Origin of the sequence: Bradyrhizobium sp. ISRA430, assembly GCF_029909975.1 — a bacterium.
Taxonomy (GTDB): domain Bacteria; phylum Pseudomonadota; class Alphaproteobacteria; order Rhizobiales; family Xanthobacteraceae; genus Bradyrhizobium.
Genome location: NZ_CP094516.1, coordinates 8260691 through 8281122, shown reverse-complemented (window position 1 = coordinate 8281122; position 20432 = coordinate 8260691). Strand labels below are relative to the sequence as shown.

The following is a 20432-nucleotide window of genomic DNA, read 5'->3' as shown; positions in this document are numbered from 1 at the left end:
CCCTCGTGACGAGCCATTCGATAGGCAACGTTGGCATTTGTCATGGTGCCCATTACCCTTCGGAGATGCTGGAGACGACAATCCGCAGCTCGACCCAACACGGTTCTTCCGTCGGCTGTTTCCTCAAGAGCCTCGGGTATATCCGCCCCCATTTTTATGAGAACCAAGTTACCGCCTGAATTATGGCGCATCTGACGAAACTAATGCTTGCGAGGACAACTCATGACGCTGAAAGAAAGCTGCTGACCGGTGTGACCTTGCCACGCGATGGTCATCGCCATTGGCTTGACGACGTGCGGCGCACCTGACGAACGGCTTCGAGCACAAATACGGCGGTGGATACCGCCTATCGCGATTCATCGAGCATGGGGTGCCAGAAGTGGCGCCGATGCGACAACGTGGTTCGTTGTCCGGCCCAGGCATAGCAACACCGAAAACGGCACAAGTCATTGGACGGCATTACTCGCCATCCGGCCTCTGCGCTGCCGCCTCTCGCTAGCTCTTTCGATTGTCGGAAGTCGATGTTACGGCAGCATGCGTTGCATCACACCATCCCTGCGGATAACGGCGTGTGCAAACGCCGCGCCGACGTGAAGCCCAATCATCACTAGGAGAGCTAACTCCGAGGCTTGATGCAGTTCGACAATCGCTTCAGCAGTGGCGGTGGTTGGACAAAGCATAGGAAGGCGCACAAGATAAAAGAACGAAACGCTCCAACCGCGGAGGGAGGCGAGCATCCAGCCACTCAAGGTCGCGGCGAACACTAACGTATATAACAGCCAATGGACTGCTTTGGATGCTAAGCGTTCCCACGGAGTCAGTGAACTGTCCAGCGTTACCGGATGAGTCCAGCGCCATGCAAGACGCAACAGCGTCAGAACTAGGAGCAGTATTCCAAATGAGGCGTGAAGTGCCATGGCCGCGCCTGGCGGTCTTCCGGAGCCGACGTCCGGCATCAGCCATGCGATAAGATACTGTACAGCTAAAAGAACAACGACCGTCCAGTGGAAGACCTTTGCTGTGGCACCGTACGACATTTTGACACCATGGATTTTCTGGCGAATGGCAGCACGTGATGGAAGGTTGGAAAGTCCAGCTCAAAGTGACGTGCGCCATTGAATTAGATTTGCCCCACTCGCCCTCGCCGTTTTGCGGCAGCCCGCCCGTGGATGGTCGATCTTGACATTCAGGGCCACTCTTCTGCTGTTGAATCGAATGATGCGCCCGTCACTTCAACTGTGTGCGATAGGTTTTGGTCACCCAGCGGGACGTCCGGCACCTCGTTCAACAATCGGGGCGCGCTCGAAGCTGCGGCTGCAGACAACTCGATCTCCCTTTCCAGGAAATTCCGTTCGCTCGTGTGATGATGCCGATTTTAATAGCACGGCTTAGGAGCGACTTAGCGTAGGACGTTTAAGTCATCTCCCCGAGCCCGGTATGAATCGGCTTTACTCTCGGTCGAGGTAGCTTCACACAGAGGAAGTTCTACAGTTACACGAAGGCCCGTTTGACCCTTCTCGACAATATTCTCGAGAACGATCGAACCTCCGAGGCAGTGGACAGCTCGCCTTACGATCGATAACCCGAGCCCGCTACCTTCTCCTTGGGGATGACTGCCTCGGAAGAATGGTTCGAAGATCCGCTCGATATTTTCCGGCGCGACTCCTGGTCCGCTATCTTCGATCTGCAGAATAGCTCTCCCCCCTTGTCGATAGATTCCGACGTCGACCCTTCCGCCTTTCGGAGTGAAACGAATGGCGTTGTCGATCAAGTTGCGGATTAACGAAGTGAGCATCACCTGTTCACTCCTCACCCAAACGGACTCGACAAGTTCGAAACCGAGATCGATGCCGCGCGTCAGAGCCTCGGGCAGCATGTCGGCCACGACGTCCTTCGCTGCTCGGTCTAACGCAATGATAGGCTCTCTTTCCGAGACAACCGCGTACGCATCGTGCCGGGCCAGTGCGAGCAATTGCTCCAGGAGGTGCTTGGTGCGTGCCATGCCTTGGTTGATAGCGGCCGCCCGATCTCGTGCCGACTGCGGTAGCTCGATAGACTCGAGATTTTCGGCCTGCACGCTTAACGCTGCGATAGGCGTTCGCAACTCGTGGGCGGCGTCGGCAATGAACCGTCGCTGCTGCTCCATCATGAGCCGCATGCGTTGAAACAAGCCGTTTATCGATCCGATGAATGGATGTAGTTCGCTTGGCACGTGATCGAGTTGAAGAGACGTCGTATCGTCCGCAGACCGTCCGTCGAGTTCGCTGGCAACCCGAGCCATTGGTCGCAGCGACCGGTCGATCACAATGGCGACGACGACCATCAGACAGGGAATCAATGCTCCGATTGGAAGAAATGTACGGAATGCCATGTCGCCGGCGATTTCGTGCCGAAATCCAGTGCTCTGTGCCACCGCCAGCCGAGTCCCATCCGCTCGTGTTTGTAGTAGGAGCCGAATTGGCTGGCCGTTCCGCATGGCGTCGTGTAGCCCGTCCTGAAAACTCCAGTACTTCCGTTCTTGAGGTGTCCCTCGCGGCGTCTTGCCCAACTCCATCACCCAAACCTCCGCGTCATCGTCGACCCCTGGGAGAGCGCGGCCGCCATCCAGGATGCGGTTTTGAAGCAGCCCTCCCATCTGGATCAGAAGCGAGTCCTGCATTTCGATCGCCTCTCCGAAGGCCCAGCGGTAGGCGAGGATTCCACCGACGGCACCGGTCAGGAGAATGATTGCCGTTAACCCAACGAAAAGGCGGCCTCGTAACGACGCGGTCATGATGCGCGATCTACCATCCAGCCAACTCCGCGCACGTTGCGGATCGCTGTCGGTCCGAGCTTTCTCCGGATGGTGTGGATGAGAAAATCGATGGCGTTGCTCTCAACTTCTTCGTTCCAACCGTAAATTTGCCGTTCAAGTTCTCCCCGCGATAGGATTGTACCGGGACGTACCAGGAGTGCTTGAAGCAGCGCGAATTCGCGGGCGGTCAACAGAACTGTTTGACCGGAAAGCGTTGCTTCATGCGTGGCGGGATTGAGGGTAAGCCAGCCGTTGCCGAGTAACGCCGGCACTCCGCTTCCGTCTCGGCGAAGAACGGCCCGCACTCGCGCCAGTAGTTCGCGGACCTCGAACGGCTTCACAAGGACGTCGTCCGCGCCGAGATCAAGCCCTTCGATCCTATCGTCGACATGGTCGCGAGCAGTGACGATGATGACGGGAAGCTTGCGTCCCAGACTGCGCAGTCGCTCGAGGACCTTCAGGCCCTCCAGCTTCGGAAGCCCAAGGTCGAGTAGCATTACCTCGTAAATCTCGTTCTCGGCTGCAAGCATCCCGGTCTCGCCATCCCTCGTCCAGTCCACCGCGAAGGCCGCATCTCTCAGTGCCTGCTGCACGGCTGCTCCGAGCATCTTATCGTCCTCAATCAGCAGAACTCGCATGCACCATTCCTTTGTCCGAGGCGCTCAGGCCGAGCCGCCAAGATGGCCCGTTCGATTCTTGGGGTACCGGCTTAGGGGTGACTTAGGGCCTATTTCCGAGCAAAACCCGCTTAACGCCAACTCCACGTCGAACGAAGTATCGCCCCGGGGCAGGTGCAGGACACCTAGTGCAGAACAAGTCGGGCCCCCATTGAGATGGCTTTTCCACCGAGGGCACCGATGATTCCGGTAATGATGAAGGCGCTCCAGAACAAAGCTGGGCGTCGGGCTGGCGTACAGAGATACAGCCCTGCGACAGTCACGATGCCCAACAGGACGACGATAAGGGAGGCGCGAGAATCTGGCCCATCTGGGTCGACGATCCAGTCGGCCAACCCGCTGCAAAGCGCCTGTGCCAGCGCGGCAGTCACCCAGAAGAAGAGTCCGCCCCCGGAGGGACCTGTCAGTCCCGAGATAACGCCAGCCACGCGATGCCAAAGCACGAACGATAGAACAAGATAGGAAGACAAGTTCAGGGCTGCTCCGATATCCCCAATTCCGAGCGCGTTGTCGGCAGCCTCTGCGAGCGCGGTTCCTCCTGACGCGACTGCAGCGATCGCCAGCCAGAAGATAGCCGTGGGAAAGCGATTTCGAGCGGCTCGCGCGACGACGGCGGACACGAGACAGAAGACCGAGAGCAGACCGATTGCACCCCAAATACGCGCGTTCGCCCACTGGATTGCTCCCTCCCCAGCCACTTGGCCGAGCGCGGTCGCCACCCCCCTGGTAACCCAAAAAGCGGGGCTGATTTCCGAAAGTATTCTTGCGGGCGTCAGTACGCGCACCGAAGCTCCGAGACCTCCGCTTGTCCATTTCTCGTCCATCAGCGTTTCGGCAGCAATAGTGCCTATGGAGGCGGCTCTACTGCGCAAGCTGATACCTCTCGAGCTTTGGTCGCCGTCTGGTTGGCCATGCGTGTGCGCGCGAACCATTTGGTCATGCCGTCGAGGTAGATGTAGACGACGGGTGTAGTGAACAGCGTCAGCAGTTGGGACACGATCAGACCTCCGACGATCGCGAAGCCGAGCGGTTGGCGCAACTCCGCACCCGTACCCGTGCCGACCATCAGCGGTACGCCTCCGAGCATGGCGCACATGGTGGTCATCAGGATCGGACGGAACCTGATCCGGCAGGCTTCGTATGCCGATTGCTCGGCCGTGAGGCCCCTGTGGCGTTCGGCTTCGAGGGCGAAGTCGATCAGCATGATGCCGTTCTTTTGCACGATGCCTATCAGGAGGACGATTCCGATGAGGCCGATCACGTCGAGTCCGAACCCGAACGCCCAAAGTCCAAGCAGCGCGCCTAGTCCGGCGGACGGTAACGTCGACAGGATCGTGATCGGGTGCACCGCGCTTTCGTAGAGCATGCCAAGGATCAGGTAGACCGCTACGACCGCCGCGGCGATCAGGATGGGCGTGCTCGCGAGCGAATTCTGGAAGGCTTGGGCGTTGCCCTGGAAGCTCGTTGCGACCGTGGCTGGCATGTGAAGCGAGGCAGTCGCCCGCTGCACCGCTGCGACCGCTGTGCCCACCGCCGTTCCGGGGGCGAGATTGAAGCTTAGCGTCACGGCGGGAAACTGGCTTTGGTGATTCACGGCCAACGGCGCCGCGCCGTATTCGACCGTGGTGAACTGGCTCAAAGGGACCATCGCTCCGCCGGACGACCGGACGTAGATGCGGTTCAGAGCATAAGGACCGAGCTGGAAGGAGGGATCGGCCTCTAGGATGACGAAATAGGTGTTGAGCGTGGTGAATATCTGGGCGACGTGACGCTGGCCGAACGCATCGTAGAGAGTATTGTCTACCGCCGCCGGGTCGATCCCGAGCCGGGAAGCGGCGTCGCGATCAATCTGAAGCTTGAGTTGCCGCGCCGCATTCGCCTGGTCGGTCGCGACGTCCGCCAGCTCGGGCAGCGTCTTCAGGACGTCGAAGAGCTTCGTCGCCCAGGTGTTGAGCTCGTCCTGGTTCACGTCCGTCAACGTGTACTGATACTGCGTTTTCGACAGGCGGCTTGCGAGGTTGATGTCCTGCGTCGCCTGCAAGAACACTTGAATGCCCTTGAGCGACTGCAGCTTTACGCTGAGCTGGCGAATGACTTGGTCGGCTGTGAATTGCCGCTGGGTACGCGGCTTGAGAAGCACGAACAGACGGCCGTTGTTTTCGGTGACGGTCGGACCGCCCGGGCCGATGTAGCCTGTCGCGTTTGCGACCGACGGGTCCCTCGCGATGATGTCGATGACGCCGCGCTGCAACTCCGCCATTTGGCTAGGTGATACGTCCGCCGACGCCTCGGTGATGCCGGTGATCATTCCGGTGTCCTGTTGTGGGAAGAATCCTTTGGGAATGGTCACGAACAGCGCGCCGGTGGCCAACATACTGGCGAGCATCACCGATATGGTCAGTCGCTTGTGCGCAAGCGCCAGCTTGAGAACGGACTCGTAGCCGTCCTGGATGGTCACGAAACCCTTTTCAAGGGCACGCGACAGCAATCCAGGATTTGCCCCGTGAGTGGATCGGAGAAGGTAGGCGCACATCATCGGTGTCAGCGTCACGGAGACGATCACCGAGACCGCGATCGCCACGCAAACCGTGACCGCGAATTCTTGGAACATGCGACCGACCACGCCGCCCATCATCAGCAGAGGAATGAACACGGCGACCAACGATACCGAGATCGAGATGATGGTGAAGCCGATTTCGCCCGCACCTTTCAACGCCGCTTCGAGCGGCGAAAGTCCTTCCTCGATATGCCGAGAGACGTTTTCGATCATCACGATCGCATCGTCGACGACGAAGCCGACCGCGATCGAAAGGCCCATTAGCGAAAGGTTATCGAGACTGTAGTTGAACAGGTACATCACGCCGAACGTTCCGATCAGCGAGATGGGGACCGAGATCCCTGGAATGATCGTCGCCCAAAAATTGCGCAGGAACAGGAAGATGACCCCAACCACCAGTGCGATGGTGAGAATCAGCGTGAGCTGGACGTCTTCGACGCTGGCGCGGATTGTCTGCGTTCGATCGGATGCGATCTCGACTTTGATATCGGATGGAAGGCTGGAGATGAGTTGGGGAAGGATCTGCTTGATCCGGTCGACCGTCGCTATGACGTTGGCGCCGGGCTGCCGCTGAATGGCAAGCACGACGGCCGGCTTGTCGTCGAACCAGCCGTGTAGCGTGATGTCCTCGGCACCGACGACCGCTCGACCGACGTCGCGTAGCCGGACGGGCGCCCCATTTCTGTAGGCGATTATGAGGTCCTCGTAGCCCTGCGCGGTCAGGACCTGATCGTTGGTCGCGAGCGTATAGGCCTGCTGGGCCCCATAGAGGACGCCCTTGGGTTGGTTGACCGTGACGACGCCTAGTGTCGCACGCAATTGCTCGAGGTCGAGCCCCGCGGCCGCCAACTTCGCTGGATTCACCTGTACCCGTATCGACGGTTTCTGCGCGCCGCCGATGGTGACCAACGAAACCCCCGGTACCTGAGATAGCTTCTGCGCCAAGATGCTATCGGCATAATCGTTCACTTTCGTGAGCGGCTGAGTATCGGACATCAGCGCAATCAGCAGCACCGGAACGTCGGCAGGATTGATTTTTCTGAAGATCGGCGGGGATGGCATGTTCTTGGGCAATTGTCCGGCGGCCGCGTTGATCGCGGTCTGGACGTCTTGTGCCGCGGCATCCGCGCTGCGGTTCAGCGCGAACTGCAGAGTGATCTGCGTATTACCCAGGCCGCTGCTCGAGGTCATTCCTGTCAGACCGGCGATTTGTCCGAACTGCCGTTCGAGCGGGGTGGCGACGGACGACCCCATCGTCTGAGGGTCGGCACCGGGCAGTTGCGCCGTGACCTGGATGGTGGGCGTGTCGACGGACGGCAACGCCGAGATCGGCAGTTGAAAGAACGCGATCAGCCCGACTAGCGTGATCCCGATCGTGAGAAATGCGGTGGCGACCGGCTTGCGGATGAACCCTTCCGAAACGCTCATGGCAGCATCCCCGCGCTGGCGGTTGTGGCATTTTGCACCCGGGAGCTTTGGCTATCCGGCACGACCTCGACGGTTTTCCCGTCGCTCAGACGATATTGGCCGGCCGTGACCACGATCTCGTTGGCCGAGAGACCCCGCTCGATGAGCACCCGGCCCGCGCGAGACTGTCCGATCACGACGTTGCGAACGGTCGTCTTGTGATCTGACCCGACCACGTACGCAAACGCGCCGTTCGGTCCCTGCTGGACAGCCGATAGCGGGACGGTAAGCGCGTTCTTCCGGACAGCGATGGTCAAATGAATGTTGACGAAGGCGCCCGGCCAGAGCGTTTGGCCCGCATTGGGAAAGGATGCTTTCAGCCGCACCGTGCCGGTCGAATTGTCAACCTGATTGTCGATCAGCATGAGGGTGCCGTGATCCAGCCTCTTCCGGTTGGACGCATCGTATGCATCAACCGTGGCTTCGCCGGACGCGATGGCCTGCTGCACATTCGGGATTTCGGTCGATGGCAGCGTGAAAATCACCGCGATCGGCTGCAGTTGCGTAAGGACGACCAGCCCGTTCGCGTCAGACGGCTGGACAATGTTGCCCGGATCGATGCGGCGGATGCCGGTGACGCCGTCGAACGGAGCGGTGATCATGGTGAAGCTGAGTTGCGTCTGCGCGGCTTCGAGCGCGGCTTGGTCCAGTTGGATCGTACCCTCGCCCTGTGCGACCTGCGAATTCTGCGTATCCAGCTGTTGCAATGTCGCGAAGCCGCGATCCGCGAGCGGTTGTGTCCGCGCCAAGTTCGCCTTCGAATTCTTCAGCGTCGCCTCGTCACGAGCGAGCGCGGCCTTCGCCTGATCGACTTGCGCCTGGTAAACGCGCGGATCGATCTTGGCCAGCAAGTCGCCGCGCTTCACCTCCTGTCCCTCGATGAAATCGACGCTTTGCAGAGTGCCCTGGACTTGCGTGCGGATGATCGCTGTATTGATCGGAGTTACCGTGCCGAGCCCCTCTAGCACGATCGGCACGTCTCCCTGCACGACGCTCGCAGCCGTCACCGGAACGGCCTGCGCGGGGCTCGATGCTGCTTGAGAGGTGGGCGTAGGCATTCCCTGTTCGTGCGCCCTCGACGAATGCCAATAGTACGCGGACGAGCCTCCACCGAGCAGCACCAACACACCGATTATCTTCAATACTCTCGACTTCATCTTCTTGCTCATATTCCGAATCGATGACCGACCATTGCGACCAATTCCAACAGGAAGGTTTCGGCGGCGCTTGCGGTTGCTTGGGAGCCCGTGGCTCCGGCCTGGTTGAGCCGCATGACGCGTTCGTCGACGTCGGCGCGCTGTAACTGACCGACAAGGCCGAACTCCTCTTCGTTGCCTTGGTGGATGACGAGACGAATGGCCGCATGTGTCGCGAGTTCGCCGAACGGAAGCGGCGCGCACGGTACATCTACGGCCAGAACTCCCGCGCATTCGAGGGCGCCCCGCAGAACTACTTCCAGGACGCCACGTCCGACTTCGCCGGATGCTAAGAGGATCAGTTGACCGGAGCGAACGCGCTTACTCTCCATCATGTCGACGAGGACCTTGGCAGTGCGCGACGAGTCTCCGCACGGCACGTTGACGCAGCGCCAGGTGGCAGACGGCGTTAGTCGATGCCAGCGAGCGAAATTCTCCTGAGTGGCGAACGACGGCTGCTCAGGATCTGCGACGACGGCGACCATGGCCCCGTGGCGCGCCGTCCGGCGTGGGCTCTCGAGAATTGAAGGCATGGCTGGACATTGATGACCTATCCTCTATTTTTCCAATGAATTGTTGTTATTTCTCAATTCATCCTGTGCATATGAGGACTCCTCATGAGACTTCGCAACCTCGATCTGAATCTGCTGTTGGTCTTCGATGCAGTCCTGCAGAAGCGCAGCGTGGTGCGGGCGGCCGAGGCGCTGGCGATCAGCCAACCCGCAGTGAGCCACGCATTGAACCGACTTCGGCATACGCTCAAGGACGGCCTGTTCGTCCGGACGCCGACGGGCATGGTCCCTACTCCGCGTGCGGAACAACTTGCGATTCCGATCCGAAGGGCCCTCAACGATCTGCAGTTGGCGATAGAGGGCGACGACTTTGACCCCGCCACGGCGGAGCGACGTTTCATCATCGCCGCCAACAACTATGCGGCAGTCGTGGCGGCGGGCCCGATCGTTGCGGCGACACGCGCCCAGGCGCCGAAGCTGCGGCTCTCGCTGATTCCCAGCGGAACATTGAACGTCGTCGATAAGTTGGACCGGGGCGAGCTCGACCTCGCCATCACCGGACGGGAATTGGACGGAGAGCGCTTCGCATCGCGGCTCCTGATCGACGACCGCTACGTCGCGGTGCTTCGAAGCGGCCATCCGGCCATTCGCTCGAGATTGACAATGGGCGCGCTGGCGCAGGTTCAACATCTTGCGATCACCTCCAGCACCGAAGATTTGAGCTTCGTAGATAGGTCCCTGAAGAAGAGCCGGTCGATTGCGCTGGAAGTACCCTATTTGTCGGCTGGTGCAGTACTAGTGCAGTCGAACTTGGTCGCCATTCTCGGACGGAAGCTCGCGCAAGAATTCCGGCGCGCCTATCCGATCGAGATCCGTGAACTTCCATTCAATGCTCCACGATTGCGAAGTGTAATGTCATGGCATCGCCGCTTCGACGAGCTGCCGGCTCACAAATGGCTGCGGGAGACCATTGTCTCGGCCACCACAACGATTTAGAGCCCCGAATGCTGTGATCGAAAGGGCAGCGAAGCCTCCGCCTGTAGGCCCAGCCTTTAGGTTCCGTGGCGGCGCGCCTTACTGAAGATTCGGTGCGGCTGTGCGCACAGGGCCACACGCCTAGCAGCGCTTGCTATCAATTCACTGCGTTTCCTAGAATTCGTGGCAACGCCCAGCATCGTTCCCCTTCGACATTCGGCGAGGACGTCCGAACTGATCAACATTTCATGCAACCGATTCTCGTCAGAGCACACAAATTCTCGTCTAGCTTATGGCTCATGGAACACACTACACCCGTGTGCCAGCTATGGATTAGTTGAAAATTAGATGAACAGAGATAAGGTTTGAAAGTTGCGGTCGGTCGCGCGGCCCTGCGCAGGCCCAAAGCGTCAAGCGAGAACAAGGCACTTTATCTCTCGAGCGAGCGCATTCTGATTTCTTTACCCTAAGGATCATGCCTTGTCGCAAGCGAGTACTGGACTGTTCTGCGGAAGCGACGGTTCTGCTGACCCGATATGCCCGGAACGCGAGCTCGAAGATGCAAGCGATTTCGAAACTCGGCAGAGGTTTCTTGAGCCCTGTCCGAACGCTACGCTTCCGCAGACTTGGATTGACGAATACGCCGAAGGCGTGCGAACGCTCGGTCGGTGGCCATGAACCGCGCTAGCATGGGTGCGATAAGTTTGATCGGGTCGATTGTCTGGCCGGTCTGACCGCCTAGCACTTCCGCGTACACGACTAGATCGCGGTGCACAGTTGCCGGCAGCTCAGTTGTCACTTTTATAGACCGATCATCCGTAAGCGCCGCAATTCGAAGTTTCGCCATTTGTGTCAACCCGTATACGGCTCGAGAACTAGATCGCGATTAACAATGACGCGAACCGGAAAAGCTGGCCTGATGGTCAGCGTCGGCTGGATGTTGAGGCTGCGCCGAACCACCTGCTGCCCGGTTTGGTTCAGTGAGTCGGAGGCGCCGTGTCGCAACGCCTGAATGATTGCGCTGTCGTTGCTGTTGGTGTCCGAGCCAGCTCCGAGTTCGGTCCCCACCGCTAGAAACGTCGATAGTGCCGCCGCCTTGAATAGCTCACCCCAGTGATTGTCGACTTGGTCTTCAAGGCCCGCATAGCCCGCGGTGTCAGCGCCAGGCTGCCGCTCGAGAACGATAGAACGTCCATTCGGCATGATCAGCCGAGTCCAGACCAGCAGGACGCGAGATTGGCCGAACGTGACTTGACTGTCGTATATGCCGATCAGACGCGCTCCCTGAGGGACAAGCAGAAAGCGGCCGGTCGGCGTGTCAAAAACATTCTCCGTTACCTGCGCTGTAATCTGGCCTGGGAGGTCTGACCTGATCCCGGTTATCAAGGCTCCCGGAATGACCGTTCCAGCCTGCACGATATACGGTGAGGCTGGCTTGGTAATGTGGTCAGGGCTGACCGTTCGACGGTCCACAGAAGCGTTCACGAAGGCGAGCTTTCGGTCTTGACCGTTCTGCCCATATCCGTCGTCACCAGTGCTCATTGCGTTCGGTGGCACGACGCGTTCGCTTCCGACAGCCGCAGCGGCGGGCGGACGCACTTCTCGTCCATTGGTCGCAGCGAACAAACGACTGATGCGGGCTGCCTCGGTCTCCTGGTCCCGACGCTGCTGTTCTGGATCACCGCCGATCGTCGGCGACTGGCCTTGGGCGGCAAGGATTGGTCGACCGAGGTCGCCTGGGAGCGGTGGACCAAGCTGCGGGGTTGGTTGGCGCGGAACGCCGCTGTAGTCCTTCGGCAGAGCCGTAATGCCGTCGGCGACGTTGTGGTGGTCAGTGCTGTAAAGCTCATCGGCCACCTGATTTCGGGGACGATTGTTCTGCAGCGACCACAACACAGCTCCGCCGATGACGAGCAATGCAACAGCGCTCCCTCCGGCTAGGACTTTCCGTGACAACCGTGTCACGCGCGGGTGCTCCGCTCTCAAGCGGAAGCTCGTGGATTGCTCCTCTTGCGTCTGTGGCAAAATTGCTTGCTCGTGATCGTTTGCACTCGGGGTATTCATGACGACGGCCTCCCGTCGGTCCTGACAATCCTGACCTTCTGCTGGTGCTCACCACCGAGCCGAAGTTCGGCGGCTGCAAACAGCCGATCGACGATCAACACGTTGCCGTAGGCGCGATAGTTGACGAGTTCGGTCTTGCCGTCCGGGCCGATGACAAAGAGCGGAGGCATCTCGCCTTGCACGATGCCTTGCGGGAATTCGACATAGACCTTGCGGCCGTCGTCATACACGGCGAGCGGCCGCCAAGGTGGGCTATCCCCTTCGATTGCGTAGCGAGAGATTCGCTGTGCCGGATCCGGAAGAACGGGCCTCAGAGCGACTGAACGCGACCGTTCGCGCACTGTCTCCGGATAGTACCAGGCAACCGAAGGCATGTATGGCCGCTCGCGGGACCGGAGCTCGATCAGGTAGGTACGCCGGTCGGTATTGACGACGAGATTGGTCTCGATCGATGCGCGGGTCGGCTTGACCAGGATATGGACCCGTCGTGTGTCGCCGCTCCCGCTTTCGGTATCGCCCACGACCCAGCGCACGGTATCTCCGGCCGCGATCGGCCCTGATCCCGTCAACTGCTCCCCTTCCTCGAGCGCGATATCCGTGATCTGCCCTGGCGCGGCGTAAATCTGATAGAGCGCGCCGGGACTGTAGGCGTAAATTTGTGCTGCGTTGAAATACGCGCGTTTGCGCGGTTCGACTCGAGCTGCGCTGTTTGCCGTCTCAACCCGGCTCACCGGTTCAGGCTCTTCCTTCCCTCCCGACTTACCGCCGAGAACAGGCTTCCAGAGCGGTGGAACGTGAAGCGGTTGCGGTCTGTCGTCGAGAGGCGCTGGAGCCGCCGGCAACGGAGGGACTTCCGCGTCATAGCTGATCTCCGGCGGAATGTAGGTCGCGCACCCACCAAGCATCGACGAACAAAGCAGGAGAGCGTGCAGACATGCTCGGTTCGCGGTCAGGAACTTGGGTCGAGCCGAATTGAGGCTACCACGCGAGAAGGGGGGCTTCGAGCAAACGTCATGCGGCAGCTTGATCACTGACTCAACTCCTTTGACCAGTTGATGGCGCGGACATAGACGCCAAGGGGATTCTTGCGCAGGTGTTCGGCGTCACGCGGTGTCTCGATCACGATCGTGAGAATTGCAGTCCAACGCTCGGTCGAACTCAGCGAACCGTTATCGTAGGTGCGCTGCGTCCACGCGACCCGAAAGCTCTCCGAAGACGCGCGAATGACGCTCGAGACGTCGACGGAGATTTGAGCCTTACCCAGCTTGGCAAAGGGGTCATTGTTGCGCGCATAGTCGTTCAGCGCAGCCGCGCCACGATCCGTCGTAAAATCATAGGCCCGGAGCCAATTTTGGCGCAGAACAATGCCGTCGGCCGGCAGACCTCTGACATCCTCGATAAAACGCGCCAGATGGTAGGCGATCTGCGCATCAGTGGGTTGATAGTCGATGTTGGCCGGCGCAACCCTTTGCGCCTGGCCAAGATGGTCGACTTCGACCACCCAGGGGGTGATCGAGCCTTGGCTCGATTGCCAGACAAGGCTACCTGCGAGACTGGCTGAGAGCATGAGGCAGCCGAACGCCATCAGGCGCCAGTTCTTGGCTTGCACGCGTGCCGATCCGATGCGTTCATCCCAAACCTGCGCGGCTTTTTGATAAGGCGTAATCGGCTCGGGCATGCGCCCATAATGAACGGAAGGTCGTTTGAACATCGATGATTGCCCCTGAGATCGAGTGAATGGTTTCAAGTCGTGCGGTGTCCGGATTTGAGGCGCAGCCGCACGGCGTATGGCGAAAACGCATTGGCTGCGTGTCAGCGCTCTCCTTCAGACAAATCGACGGAGGATCCGCCGCCCCCGTGATCGCCTGAGCGGACCGCGTGGCCAGCTACCGACGCACCATGCCGAACGGTTTGGGCTCTCTTCATGCGGCGCGCCCAATCGGGCTGCCCTTCTGCCGAAGTGCTCGCGGCCTGCTCGCCGGCTTCCCCGCCTCCGCCGAGTGCAGCCGCTGCACGACGCAACGGGCTCATGGCAGCCGAGTGACCTGCCTCCGCAATGCCAGCAATGCCTCCGCTTCGATAGGCGGCGGACGCTCCGCTCAAGACGGCACCCCCACCGCGCGCAGCACCTGCAATGGCACCGCCAGCGAGACCGGCACCGCCGGCGGCGAGGCCTGCGCCCGCCGCAACAATCCCGCCAGCGGCAAGGCCCGTTCCAACCGCGGCACCGGCGCCGAGTTGGGGTCCGCCGGACACCAGCCCGTTCGCGATCCCGGGACCAAAGATACCGAGGCCCAGCAAAGACAGTGCCGCAAGGACCAAGGTCATCGCGTCTTCAATGGTAGGCTGTGCACCGGCGAAGCCTGCGGTGAACTGCGAGAACAGGGTCGAGCCGATGCCGACGATGACGGCCAGGACCAGGACCTTGATCCCTGAAGAGATAACGTTGCCCAAGACTCGCTCTGCCGCGAAGGCAGTCTTGCCAAACAGGCCGAAGGGAATGAGCACGAAGCCGGCCAGCGTCGTGAGCTTGAATTCGATCAGGGTGACAAAGAGCTGGATCGCCAGGATAAAGAAGGCGAGCAGCACCACGACCCACGCAAACAAGAGAACGACGATCTGGACGAAATTTTCGAAGAAACTGATGTAGCCCATCAGGTTGGAAATCGACTCGAGCAGCGGTCGGCCGGCGTCGAGTCCGACTTGGGCGATCTTTCCAGGTCGCAGGAAATCGGATGCAGACAGGCTTGCACCCGATGCTTTCAACCCAAGCCCCGCAAAGCTCTCGAAGACGATGCGCGCCAGGCTGTTCCAATTGCTGATGAGGTAAGCAAACACGCCGACGAAGAGCGTCTTTTTGACGAGGCGCGCGATGATATCCTCGTCTGGTCCCCAACTCCAGAATAGCGCTGCGAGTGTGATGTCGATCGCGGCAAGAATCGTTGCGAGATATCCGACGTCACTCCCCAGCAACCCGAAGCCGTTGTCGATGTAACGCGTGAACGTTTCCAGGAATTGGTCGATGATCCCGGTACCAGTCATGGCTTGCTCGCCTCAGGTGTCCCCGGTTGCGGATAACCTTGCGGGATCCGGCTCTGGTCTTTTGGGCCGGGCGCCAAACCTGCGGAATCATCTCGGCCAGGATCTGTGGGACCGTTCTTCTTGCCGAAGAAGCGACGCCGGTTTTCGGCCCAGACCTGTCTGCAATGCTGATAACCTGCCGTTTCCTCCGCAGTGACGCTGCGGCAGCGTGCGAGGTCAGAGCTGATTACATCTGTCGTCCGCTCCGCCTTCGGCGGCGCTGGCGACTCGTCGCCACCGCGAAGCTGAATCGTGCAGGCCGCGACCACTAATACGCCGATTGTCGTAAGCAGCGACAACGCCTTGAATGCCTTTACCTCAGTCATCAGTGGAACATCTGCACATTGGAGGATTGATAGCCCTGTCCAGGCGTCAGGAATCGTCTGAGCTGCTCTCGCCCCTGATCCTGGGCCGAGGCGCGCTGAGCCGCTTCGAGACTCTGCGCCCTGCCCTGCGCCGCCGCGGCCGCCGTGAGATCGGCAAGTTGTTGCGCTTGAAGCGCGAGGATCTGGTTACCGGCCTGAGTTGCCTGCAAGGTGCCACTGGCACTCTGGCTCGAGGTTACGAGGGCCGATGTCTGGATGCGATTAGTGTCGAGGTTGCCAACGATGCCTGCCTGGACACGAAGCGCGTCTTGCGTCGCGGCATAGGAATTCTGCCATCGCGATTGAGCGTTGGAGATCAGTAACTGGTTCGATTGGCTGCTGGTCGCTGGCGCGTAGCTGGTCGAGAACGCGCGATCGATCTGCTGGATGTCGTAGGCGATCCGCTGAGCCTGGGCCAGCAGTTGCTGGGTCCGCTGAATCGACGATTGCAGTTGCTGCAACGACGAATACGGCAGGTTAGCCAGATTCTTTGCCTGATTGATCAGCATCTGCGCCTCGTTCTGCAACGAGGTGATCTGATTGTTGATCTGCTGGAGTTCCCGCGCGGCGGTCAGGACATTCTGGACGTAGTTGTTGGGATCAAAGACGATCAGTGCCCGTGCGGGCGCCGTAACGCCAAGCACCAGCGCGAAGACGGCCGTAGTCGCCAATAGGCGAAGAGGTCTCATAGCGATTTCTCCAGATTGACGAGGTTGGGGATCAGGTCGAGGGCCCACGCGACGCCACGATGCTGGAGCCAGGCGGGCACGAAACCGTCGGGGCCATGTTCAGCGATAAGTTGCGTGATGGTGGCCTGGTCTGTCTTGGAAGAGGCTGCGGTGAATGCGAGCGCAATCTCACCAAGACCAAGTTCGAACATCCGGTTGCCGCGACGGGACTGACAGTAATAGTCGCGCTTTGGCGTTGCCCGGCTCAGAAGCTCGATCTGGCGGTCATTGAGGCCGAAGCGACGGTAAATCGCCGTGATCTGCGGCTCGATCGCTCGTTCGTTCGGCAGCAACAAGCGCGTTGGGCAGCTTTCGATAATCGCCGGCGCGATCGCGGAGCCGTCGATGTCCGAGAGCGACTGGGTGGCGAAGATGACCGACGCGTTCTTCTTCCGCAGCGTCTTCAGCCATTCCCGGAGCTGGCCGGCAAAATCCTCGTCATCGAGGGCAAGCCACCCTTCATCGACAATCAGGAGTGTCGGCCGGCCGTCGAGACGATCCCCAATCCGATGGAACAGATACGCCAGCACGGCCGGGGCCGCACTCGTGCCTATCAAGCCTTCGGTCTCAAACGCCTGGACCGAGGCCTCGCCAAGGCGCTCGAATTCAGCATCGAGCAAGCGGCCGGAAGGTCCGCCCAGGCAGTATGGTTGCAGGGCGCGCTTCAGGGAGTTCAATTGTAGAAGGACTGACAGGCCCGTCAGGGTGCGTTCCTCTCTCGGCGCCGAGGCAAGAGACGTCAGCGCCGACCACAGATGATCCTTGACCTCCGGAGTGATCTCGATCTTTTCCCGTGCGAGGATCGCGCCGATCCATTCCGTGGCCCATCCGCGCTCGGAAGGATCGTCAATCCAGGCCAACGGTTGCAGGGCAACGGGGCTTTCGTCCCCGCCAGACAGTGCGCCGCCGAGATCATGCCAGTCGCCATTCATGGCGAGCGCGGCCGCCCGGATTGAACCGCCGAAGTCAAACGCAAAGACCTGAGAGTTCGGATAGCGGCGGAATTGCAACGCCATCAGAGCCAGCAACACGGACTTGCCGGCGCCGGTCGGACCCACCACGAGGGTATGACCGACGTCGCCGACGTGGAGCGAGAAGCGGAACGGCGTTGAGCCCTCGGTCTTGCCGAACAACAGAGGAGGGCCCCTGAAGTGTAGGTCCCTCGCCTCGCCCGCCCACACGGCCGACATCGGAATCATGTGGGCGAGGTTAAGAGTCGAAATCGGAGGCTGCCGCACGTTGGCGTAAACGTGCCCGGGCAGGCCGCCGAGCCAGGCTTCGACGGCATTCACCGTCTCGATCATGCAGGTGAAATCGCGACCCTGAATGACCTTCTCGACCAGACGGAGCTTTTCATCGGCGGCACCGGGATCGCGGTCCCAGACGGTAATGGTCGCGGTGACAAAGGCCTGCCCGACCTGGTCCGACCCCAGTTCCTGCAAAGCCGCATCGGCATCGATCGCCTTGTTGTGGGCGTCGGTATCGAGCAGCGTCGATGCCTCGTTGGTCATGACCTCCTTGAGGATGGCGCCGATTGATTTTCTCTTCGCGAACCACTGGCGGCGGATTTTGGTCAGCAGCTTGGTGGCATCGGTCTTGTCGAGCATGATCGCGCGGGTCGACCACCGATACGAAAATGCCAGGCGATTCAGGTCATCCAGTATTCCCGGGGTCGTCGCGCCCGGAAAGCCGACAATCGTGAGAACCCGGACATCGGCTGAGCCCAGCATCGGCTCGAGCCCGCCGGTCAGCGGCTGGTCGGCCAACAGCGCATCGATGTACATCGGGATTTCGGGCACTCGTACCCGATGACGCTTGGTCGAGATCGTCGAGTGCAGGTAGGTCAGCGTGTCCTGATCATCGAGCCAGGCGCATTCGGGCATGAACCCTTCGACGAGTTGCAGCACACGGTTGGTTTGGTCGATAAACCCACGGAGGACCTCGCGCGCGTCGGCTCCGACGGTGCGGTCGCGGCCCTCGTAAAGCAGTTGCTCTGCCCTGGCGGCCCCTTCCTCTGGAGGCAGATAGAGGAAGGTCAGGAAGTAGCTGGACTCATAATGGGCACCCGCCTCCTCGAATTGAGCCCTGCGTTCCGCGTCAACCAGCGCAGACGCGACATCCGGAAAGGAGTTAGGCGGGTAGGTCCCCGCAAAATGACGCTGCGCTTCGACGAATACGGCCCAGCCTGATCCCAGGCGACGCAAGGCGTTATTCAAGCGACCCGCGACGGCGACGAGTTCAGCCGGCACTGCGCTATCCAGGTCGGGTCCGCGGAACTTTGCTGTCCGCTGGAACGAGCCGTCCTTGTTCAGGATGATTCCTTCGTCAACAAGGGCTGCCCAAGGCAGGAAGTCGGCGAGGCGCGCGCTGGAATGGCGATATTCGGCAAGGTTCAACATGACCGATAGCTCAGAGGTTGAGATGACTGGGAATGCGCAGATGTCGGCGCACCACATCGACGAAGGCGGGATCGCGCTTGGCGGCCCAGACGACGGCCATGTGGCCGATGAACCAGAGGACCAGACCCGCGATCCAGAGCCGAAGTCCCAGCCCCAGAGCTGCCGCAAGCGTGCCGTTGACGATCGCGACCGACCGCGGCGCGCCGCCCATCAGGATTGGCTCAGTGAGCGCGCGATGAACGGGCACGACAAAGCCTGCCACCTGATCATCCATCAGATCACCACGCCGCCGCCGAAGGAGAAGAACGACAGGAAGAAGCTCGAGGCGGCAAAGGCGATCGACAATCCGAACACGATCTGGATCAGCCTGCGAAAACCACCTGACGAATCCCCGAACGCGAGCGTGAGCCCGGTCACCACGATAATGATGACGGCGATGATCTTGGCGACCGGTCCTTCAACCGACTGCAAGATTTGATTGAGTGGCTGCTCCCACGGCATGTTCGAGCCGGCCGCCCATGCCGGCGCCGCTCCCAAAACCACCATGCCGAACACGGCCAACGATGCACCTCGAAGAAAACGCAATTGCCGACGCATGTCAGTCTCCCGCTGATGAAAGGGTGTAGTCGCCGGCGGCGCCAAGGCCGGTGACGAGGGCGAGCTCAGCGAGGCGACGGTCAGCGCCGCGTCCTGCAAGCACAGCGACGAGGTTGATGGTCTCGGCGATTAGAGCGCGCGGCACCGTGATCACGGCTTCCTGGATGAGCTGCTCAAGCCGCCGCAGCGCACCGAGCGCGGTGCCCGCGTGAATAGTGCCGATGCCGCCGGGATGGCCCGTAGCCCAGGCCTTGACCAGATCGAGCGCCTCGGCACCGCGAACTTCACCAATCGGAATGCGATCAGGTCGTAGGCGCAGCGAGGACCGAACAAGATCCGATAGCGTGGCCACGCCGTCTTTGGTCCGGAGCGCTACCAGATTGGGCGCTTTGCACTGAAGTTCACGCGTATCTTCGATCAGCACGACCCGATCAGCAGTCTTCGCCACCTCGGCCAGGAGCGCATTCGTCAATGTTGTCTTGCCGGTCGACGTCCCGCCGGCGACGAGGATGTTCTTCCGTGCAGCAACAGCGCTCTTCAGGACCTTGGCCTGCTCCGAGGTCATGATCTCTTTGGCGACGTAGTCGTCGAGCGTAAACACCGCGACTGCAGGCTTGCGGATAGCAAAGACTGGGGCGGCAACGACTGGGGGCAACAGACCTTCGAAGCGCTCGCCGGTCCCGGGCAGCTCTGCCGAAACCCGTGGCGCGCCGGCATGCACCTCGGCGCCTACGTGATGCGCAACCAGGCGAACGATGCGCTCGCCATCCGCAGCCGACAGAGTTTCCCCTGTGTCGATCAGACCATTCGACAACCGGTCGATCCACAGCCGCCCATCTGGGTTGAGCATCACCTCGATGATCGCTTCGTCTTCGAGGTAGCCGGCAATCGCAGAACCAAGCGCGCTGCGCAGCATTCGCGCACCGCGCGAACTCGCTTCCGATTGAATGGAATGGATTGCCACCGTTCGCCCCCACCGGATGAGGACGCCCAAAGAGCGCCTCAGATGGGGATGATTAG

Annotated in this window: 19 protein-coding genes; 1 reads left to right on the top strand and 18 read right to left on the bottom strand. The window is 60.5% G+C overall.

The annotated features are described in order from the left end of the window. Nucleotides 1-524 precede the first annotated feature (524 nt). The 7 genes from MTX21_RS38780 to MTX21_RS38750 form a co-directional block, all read right to left on the bottom strand. Entirely contained in the window at nucleotides 525-1037 is a 513-nt protein-coding gene (locus MTX21_RS38780) for a cytochrome b/b6 domain-containing protein (RefSeq protein ID WP_280969679.1), read from the bottom strand. Between the two features lie 362 nt (nucleotides 1038-1399). Further along, nucleotides 1400-2773, bottom strand: coding sequence for an ATP-binding protein (locus MTX21_RS38775; RefSeq protein WP_280969678.1), 1374 nt, complete (start codon nucleotides 2771-2773; stop codon nucleotides 1400-1402). Further along, nucleotides 2770-3432, bottom strand: a complete 663-nt coding sequence (locus tag MTX21_RS38770; RefSeq protein ID WP_280969677.1) for a response regulator transcription factor — start codon at nucleotides 3430-3432, stop codon at nucleotides 2770-2772. Before MTX21_RS38770 ends, MTX21_RS38775 begins: the two co-directional genes overlap by 4 nt. Nucleotides 3433-3596: 164 nt before the next feature. Further along, a complete protein-coding gene (locus MTX21_RS38765) occupies nucleotides 3597-4295 on the bottom strand; it encodes a hypothetical protein (RefSeq protein WP_280969676.1) in 699 nt (232 codons plus the stop codon). 23 nt (nucleotides 4296-4318) lie between these two features. Further along, entirely contained in the window at nucleotides 4319-7456 is a 3138-nt protein-coding gene (locus tag MTX21_RS38760; protein WP_280969675.1) for an efflux RND transporter permease subunit, read from the bottom strand. Then, nucleotides 7453-8664: an efflux RND transporter periplasmic adaptor subunit gene (locus tag MTX21_RS38755; protein ID WP_280969674.1), complete on the bottom strand. Its 1212-nt coding sequence runs from the start codon at nucleotides 8662-8664 to the stop codon at nucleotides 7453-7455. The genes MTX21_RS38760 and MTX21_RS38755 overlap by 4 nt, the downstream gene beginning before the upstream one ends. Further along, nucleotides 8661-9176, bottom strand: coding sequence for a hypothetical protein (locus MTX21_RS38750; protein ID WP_280969673.1), 516 nt, complete (start codon nucleotides 9174-9176; stop codon nucleotides 8661-8663). The genes MTX21_RS38755 and MTX21_RS38750 overlap by 4 nt, the downstream gene beginning before the upstream one ends. A 132-nt stretch (nucleotides 9177-9308) precedes the next feature. Between MTX21_RS38750 and MTX21_RS38745 the strand changes: the two genes are divergently transcribed. Beyond that, a complete protein-coding gene (locus tag MTX21_RS38745) occupies nucleotides 9309-10199 on the top strand; it encodes a LysR family transcriptional regulator (RefSeq protein ID WP_280969672.1) in 891 nt (296 codons plus the stop codon). Between the two features lie 589 nt (nucleotides 10200-10788). Here MTX21_RS38745 and MTX21_RS38740 read toward each other — a convergent pair. The 11 genes from MTX21_RS38740 to trbB form a co-directional block, all read right to left on the bottom strand. After that, on the bottom strand, nucleotides 10789-11025 hold the full coding sequence (locus MTX21_RS38740; RefSeq protein ID WP_280969671.1) for a DUF2274 domain-containing protein: 237 nt from the start codon (nucleotides 11023-11025) through the stop codon (nucleotides 10789-10791). Nucleotides 11026-11030: 5 nt separating this feature from the next. Then, complete coding sequence (locus MTX21_RS38735; RefSeq protein ID WP_280969670.1) at nucleotides 11031-12242, bottom strand: TrbI/VirB10 family protein; 1212 nt, start codon at nucleotides 12240-12242, stop codon at nucleotides 11031-11033. Then, nucleotides 12239-13147, bottom strand: coding sequence for a P-type conjugative transfer protein TrbG (gene trbG, locus MTX21_RS38730; protein WP_280970927.1), 909 nt, complete (start codon nucleotides 13145-13147; stop codon nucleotides 12239-12241). The genes MTX21_RS38735 and trbG overlap by 4 nt, the downstream gene beginning before the upstream one ends. 122 nt (nucleotides 13148-13269) lie before the next feature. Next, complete coding sequence (trbF, locus tag MTX21_RS38725) at nucleotides 13270-13953, bottom strand: conjugal transfer protein TrbF (RefSeq protein WP_280969669.1); 684 nt, start codon at nucleotides 13951-13953, stop codon at nucleotides 13270-13272. Nucleotides 13954-14054: 101 nt separating this feature from the next. Further along, nucleotides 14055-15284 (bottom strand): P-type conjugative transfer protein TrbL, encoded by a 1230-nt coding sequence (gene trbL, locus MTX21_RS38720; RefSeq protein ID WP_280971351.1) that lies wholly within the window; start codon nucleotides 15282-15284, stop codon nucleotides 14055-14057. After that, entirely contained in the window at nucleotides 15281-15649 is a 369-nt protein-coding gene (gene trbK-alt, locus MTX21_RS38715) for a putative entry exclusion protein TrbK-alt (RefSeq protein ID WP_280966280.1), read from the bottom strand. Before trbK-alt ends, trbL begins: the two co-directional genes overlap by 4 nt. Further along, complete coding sequence (trbJ, locus tag MTX21_RS38710; RefSeq protein ID WP_280966281.1) at nucleotides 15649-16377, bottom strand: P-type conjugative transfer protein TrbJ; 729 nt, start codon at nucleotides 16375-16377, stop codon at nucleotides 15649-15651. Before trbJ ends, trbK-alt begins: the two co-directional genes overlap by 1 nt. After that, nucleotides 16374-18815, bottom strand: coding sequence for a conjugal transfer protein TrbE (gene trbE / locus MTX21_RS38705; protein WP_280966282.1), 2442 nt, complete (start codon nucleotides 18813-18815; stop codon nucleotides 16374-16376). Before trbE ends, trbJ begins: the two co-directional genes overlap by 4 nt. Before the next feature lie 10 nt (nucleotides 18816-18825). Beyond that, nucleotides 18826-19089: a VirB3 family type IV secretion system protein gene (locus tag MTX21_RS38700; protein ID WP_280966283.1), complete on the bottom strand. Its 264-nt coding sequence runs from the start codon at nucleotides 19087-19089 to the stop codon at nucleotides 18826-18828. Then, nucleotides 19089-19361, bottom strand: a complete 273-nt coding sequence (locus MTX21_RS38695; RefSeq protein ID WP_280970926.1) for a TrbC/VirB2 family protein — start codon at nucleotides 19359-19361, stop codon at nucleotides 19089-19091. Before MTX21_RS38695 ends, MTX21_RS38700 begins: the two co-directional genes overlap by 1 nt. A 52-nt stretch (nucleotides 19362-19413) precedes the next feature. Continuing rightward, entirely contained in the window at nucleotides 19414-20328 is a 915-nt protein-coding gene (trbB, locus tag MTX21_RS38690) for a P-type conjugative transfer ATPase TrbB (RefSeq protein WP_280969667.1), read from the bottom strand. Nucleotides 20329-20432: the final 104 nt, after the last annotated feature.

Bases quoted from the DNA above. Each gene is read 5' to 3' on its own strand.
- trbL (WP_280971351.1), bottom strand. From the start codon at position 15,284: ATGACTGGTACCGGGATCATCGACCAATTCCTGGAAACGTTCACGCGT.
- trbF (WP_280969669.1), bottom strand. From the start codon at position 13,953: ATGTTCAAACGACCTTCCGTTCATTATGGGCGCATGCCCGAGCCGATT.
- MTX21_RS38755 (WP_280969674.1), bottom strand. From the start codon at position 8,664: ATGAGCAAGAAGATGAAGTCGAGAGTATTGAAGATAATCGGTGTGTTG.
- trbE (WP_280966282.1), bottom strand. From the start codon at position 18,815: ATGTTGAACCTTGCCGAATATCGCCATTCCAGCGCGCGCCTCGCCGAC.
- MTX21_RS38695 (WP_280970926.1), bottom strand. From the start codon at position 19,361: ATGGTGGTTTTGGGAGCGGCGCCGGCATGGGCGGCCGGCTCGAACATG.
- trbB (WP_280969667.1), bottom strand. From the start codon at position 20,328: ATGCTGCGCAGCGCGCTTGGTTCTGCGATTGCCGGCTACCTCGAAGAC.
- MTX21_RS38740 (WP_280969671.1), bottom strand. From the start codon at position 11,025: ATGGCGAAACTTCGAATTGCGGCGCTTACGGATGATCGGTCTATAAAA.
- MTX21_RS38765 (WP_280969676.1), bottom strand. From the start codon at position 4,295: ATGGACGAGAAATGGACAAGCGGAGGTCTCGGAGCTTCGGTGCGCGTA.
- MTX21_RS38780 (WP_280969679.1), bottom strand. From the start codon at position 1,037: ATGTCGTACGGTGCCACAGCAAAGGTCTTCCACTGGACGGTCGTTGTT.
- trbK-alt (WP_280966280.1), bottom strand. From the start codon at position 15,649: ATGACTGAGGTAAAGGCATTCAAGGCGTTGTCGCTGCTTACGACAATC.
- MTX21_RS38775 (WP_280969678.1), bottom strand. From the start codon at position 2,773: ATGACCGCGTCGTTACGAGGCCGCCTTTTCGTTGGGTTAACGGCAATC.
- trbJ (WP_280966281.1), bottom strand. From the start codon at position 16,377: ATGAGACCTCTTCGCCTATTGGCGACTACGGCCGTCTTCGCGCTGGTG.
- trbG (WP_280970927.1), bottom strand. From the start codon at position 13,147: ATGCTTGGTGGGTGCGCGACCTACATTCCGCCGGAGATCAGCTATGAC.
- MTX21_RS38735 (WP_280969670.1), bottom strand. From the start codon at position 12,242: ATGAATACCCCGAGTGCAAACGATCACGAGCAAGCAATTTTGCCACAG.
- MTX21_RS38700 (WP_280966283.1), bottom strand. From the start codon at position 19,089: ATGGATGATCAGGTGGCAGGCTTTGTCGTGCCCGTTCATCGCGCGCTC.
- MTX21_RS38750 (WP_280969673.1), bottom strand. From the start codon at position 9,176: ATGGTCGCCGTCGTCGCAGATCCTGAGCAGCCGTCGTTCGCCACTCAG.
- MTX21_RS38760 (WP_280969675.1), bottom strand. From the start codon at position 7,456: ATGAGCGTTTCGGAAGGGTTCATCCGCAAGCCGGTCGCCACCGCATTT.
- MTX21_RS38770 (WP_280969677.1), bottom strand. From the start codon at position 3,432: ATGCGAGTTCTGCTGATTGAGGACGATAAGATGCTCGGAGCAGCCGTG.
- MTX21_RS38745 (WP_280969672.1), top strand. From the start codon at position 9,309: ATGAGACTTCGCAACCTCGATCTGAATCTGCTGTTGGTCTTCGATGCA.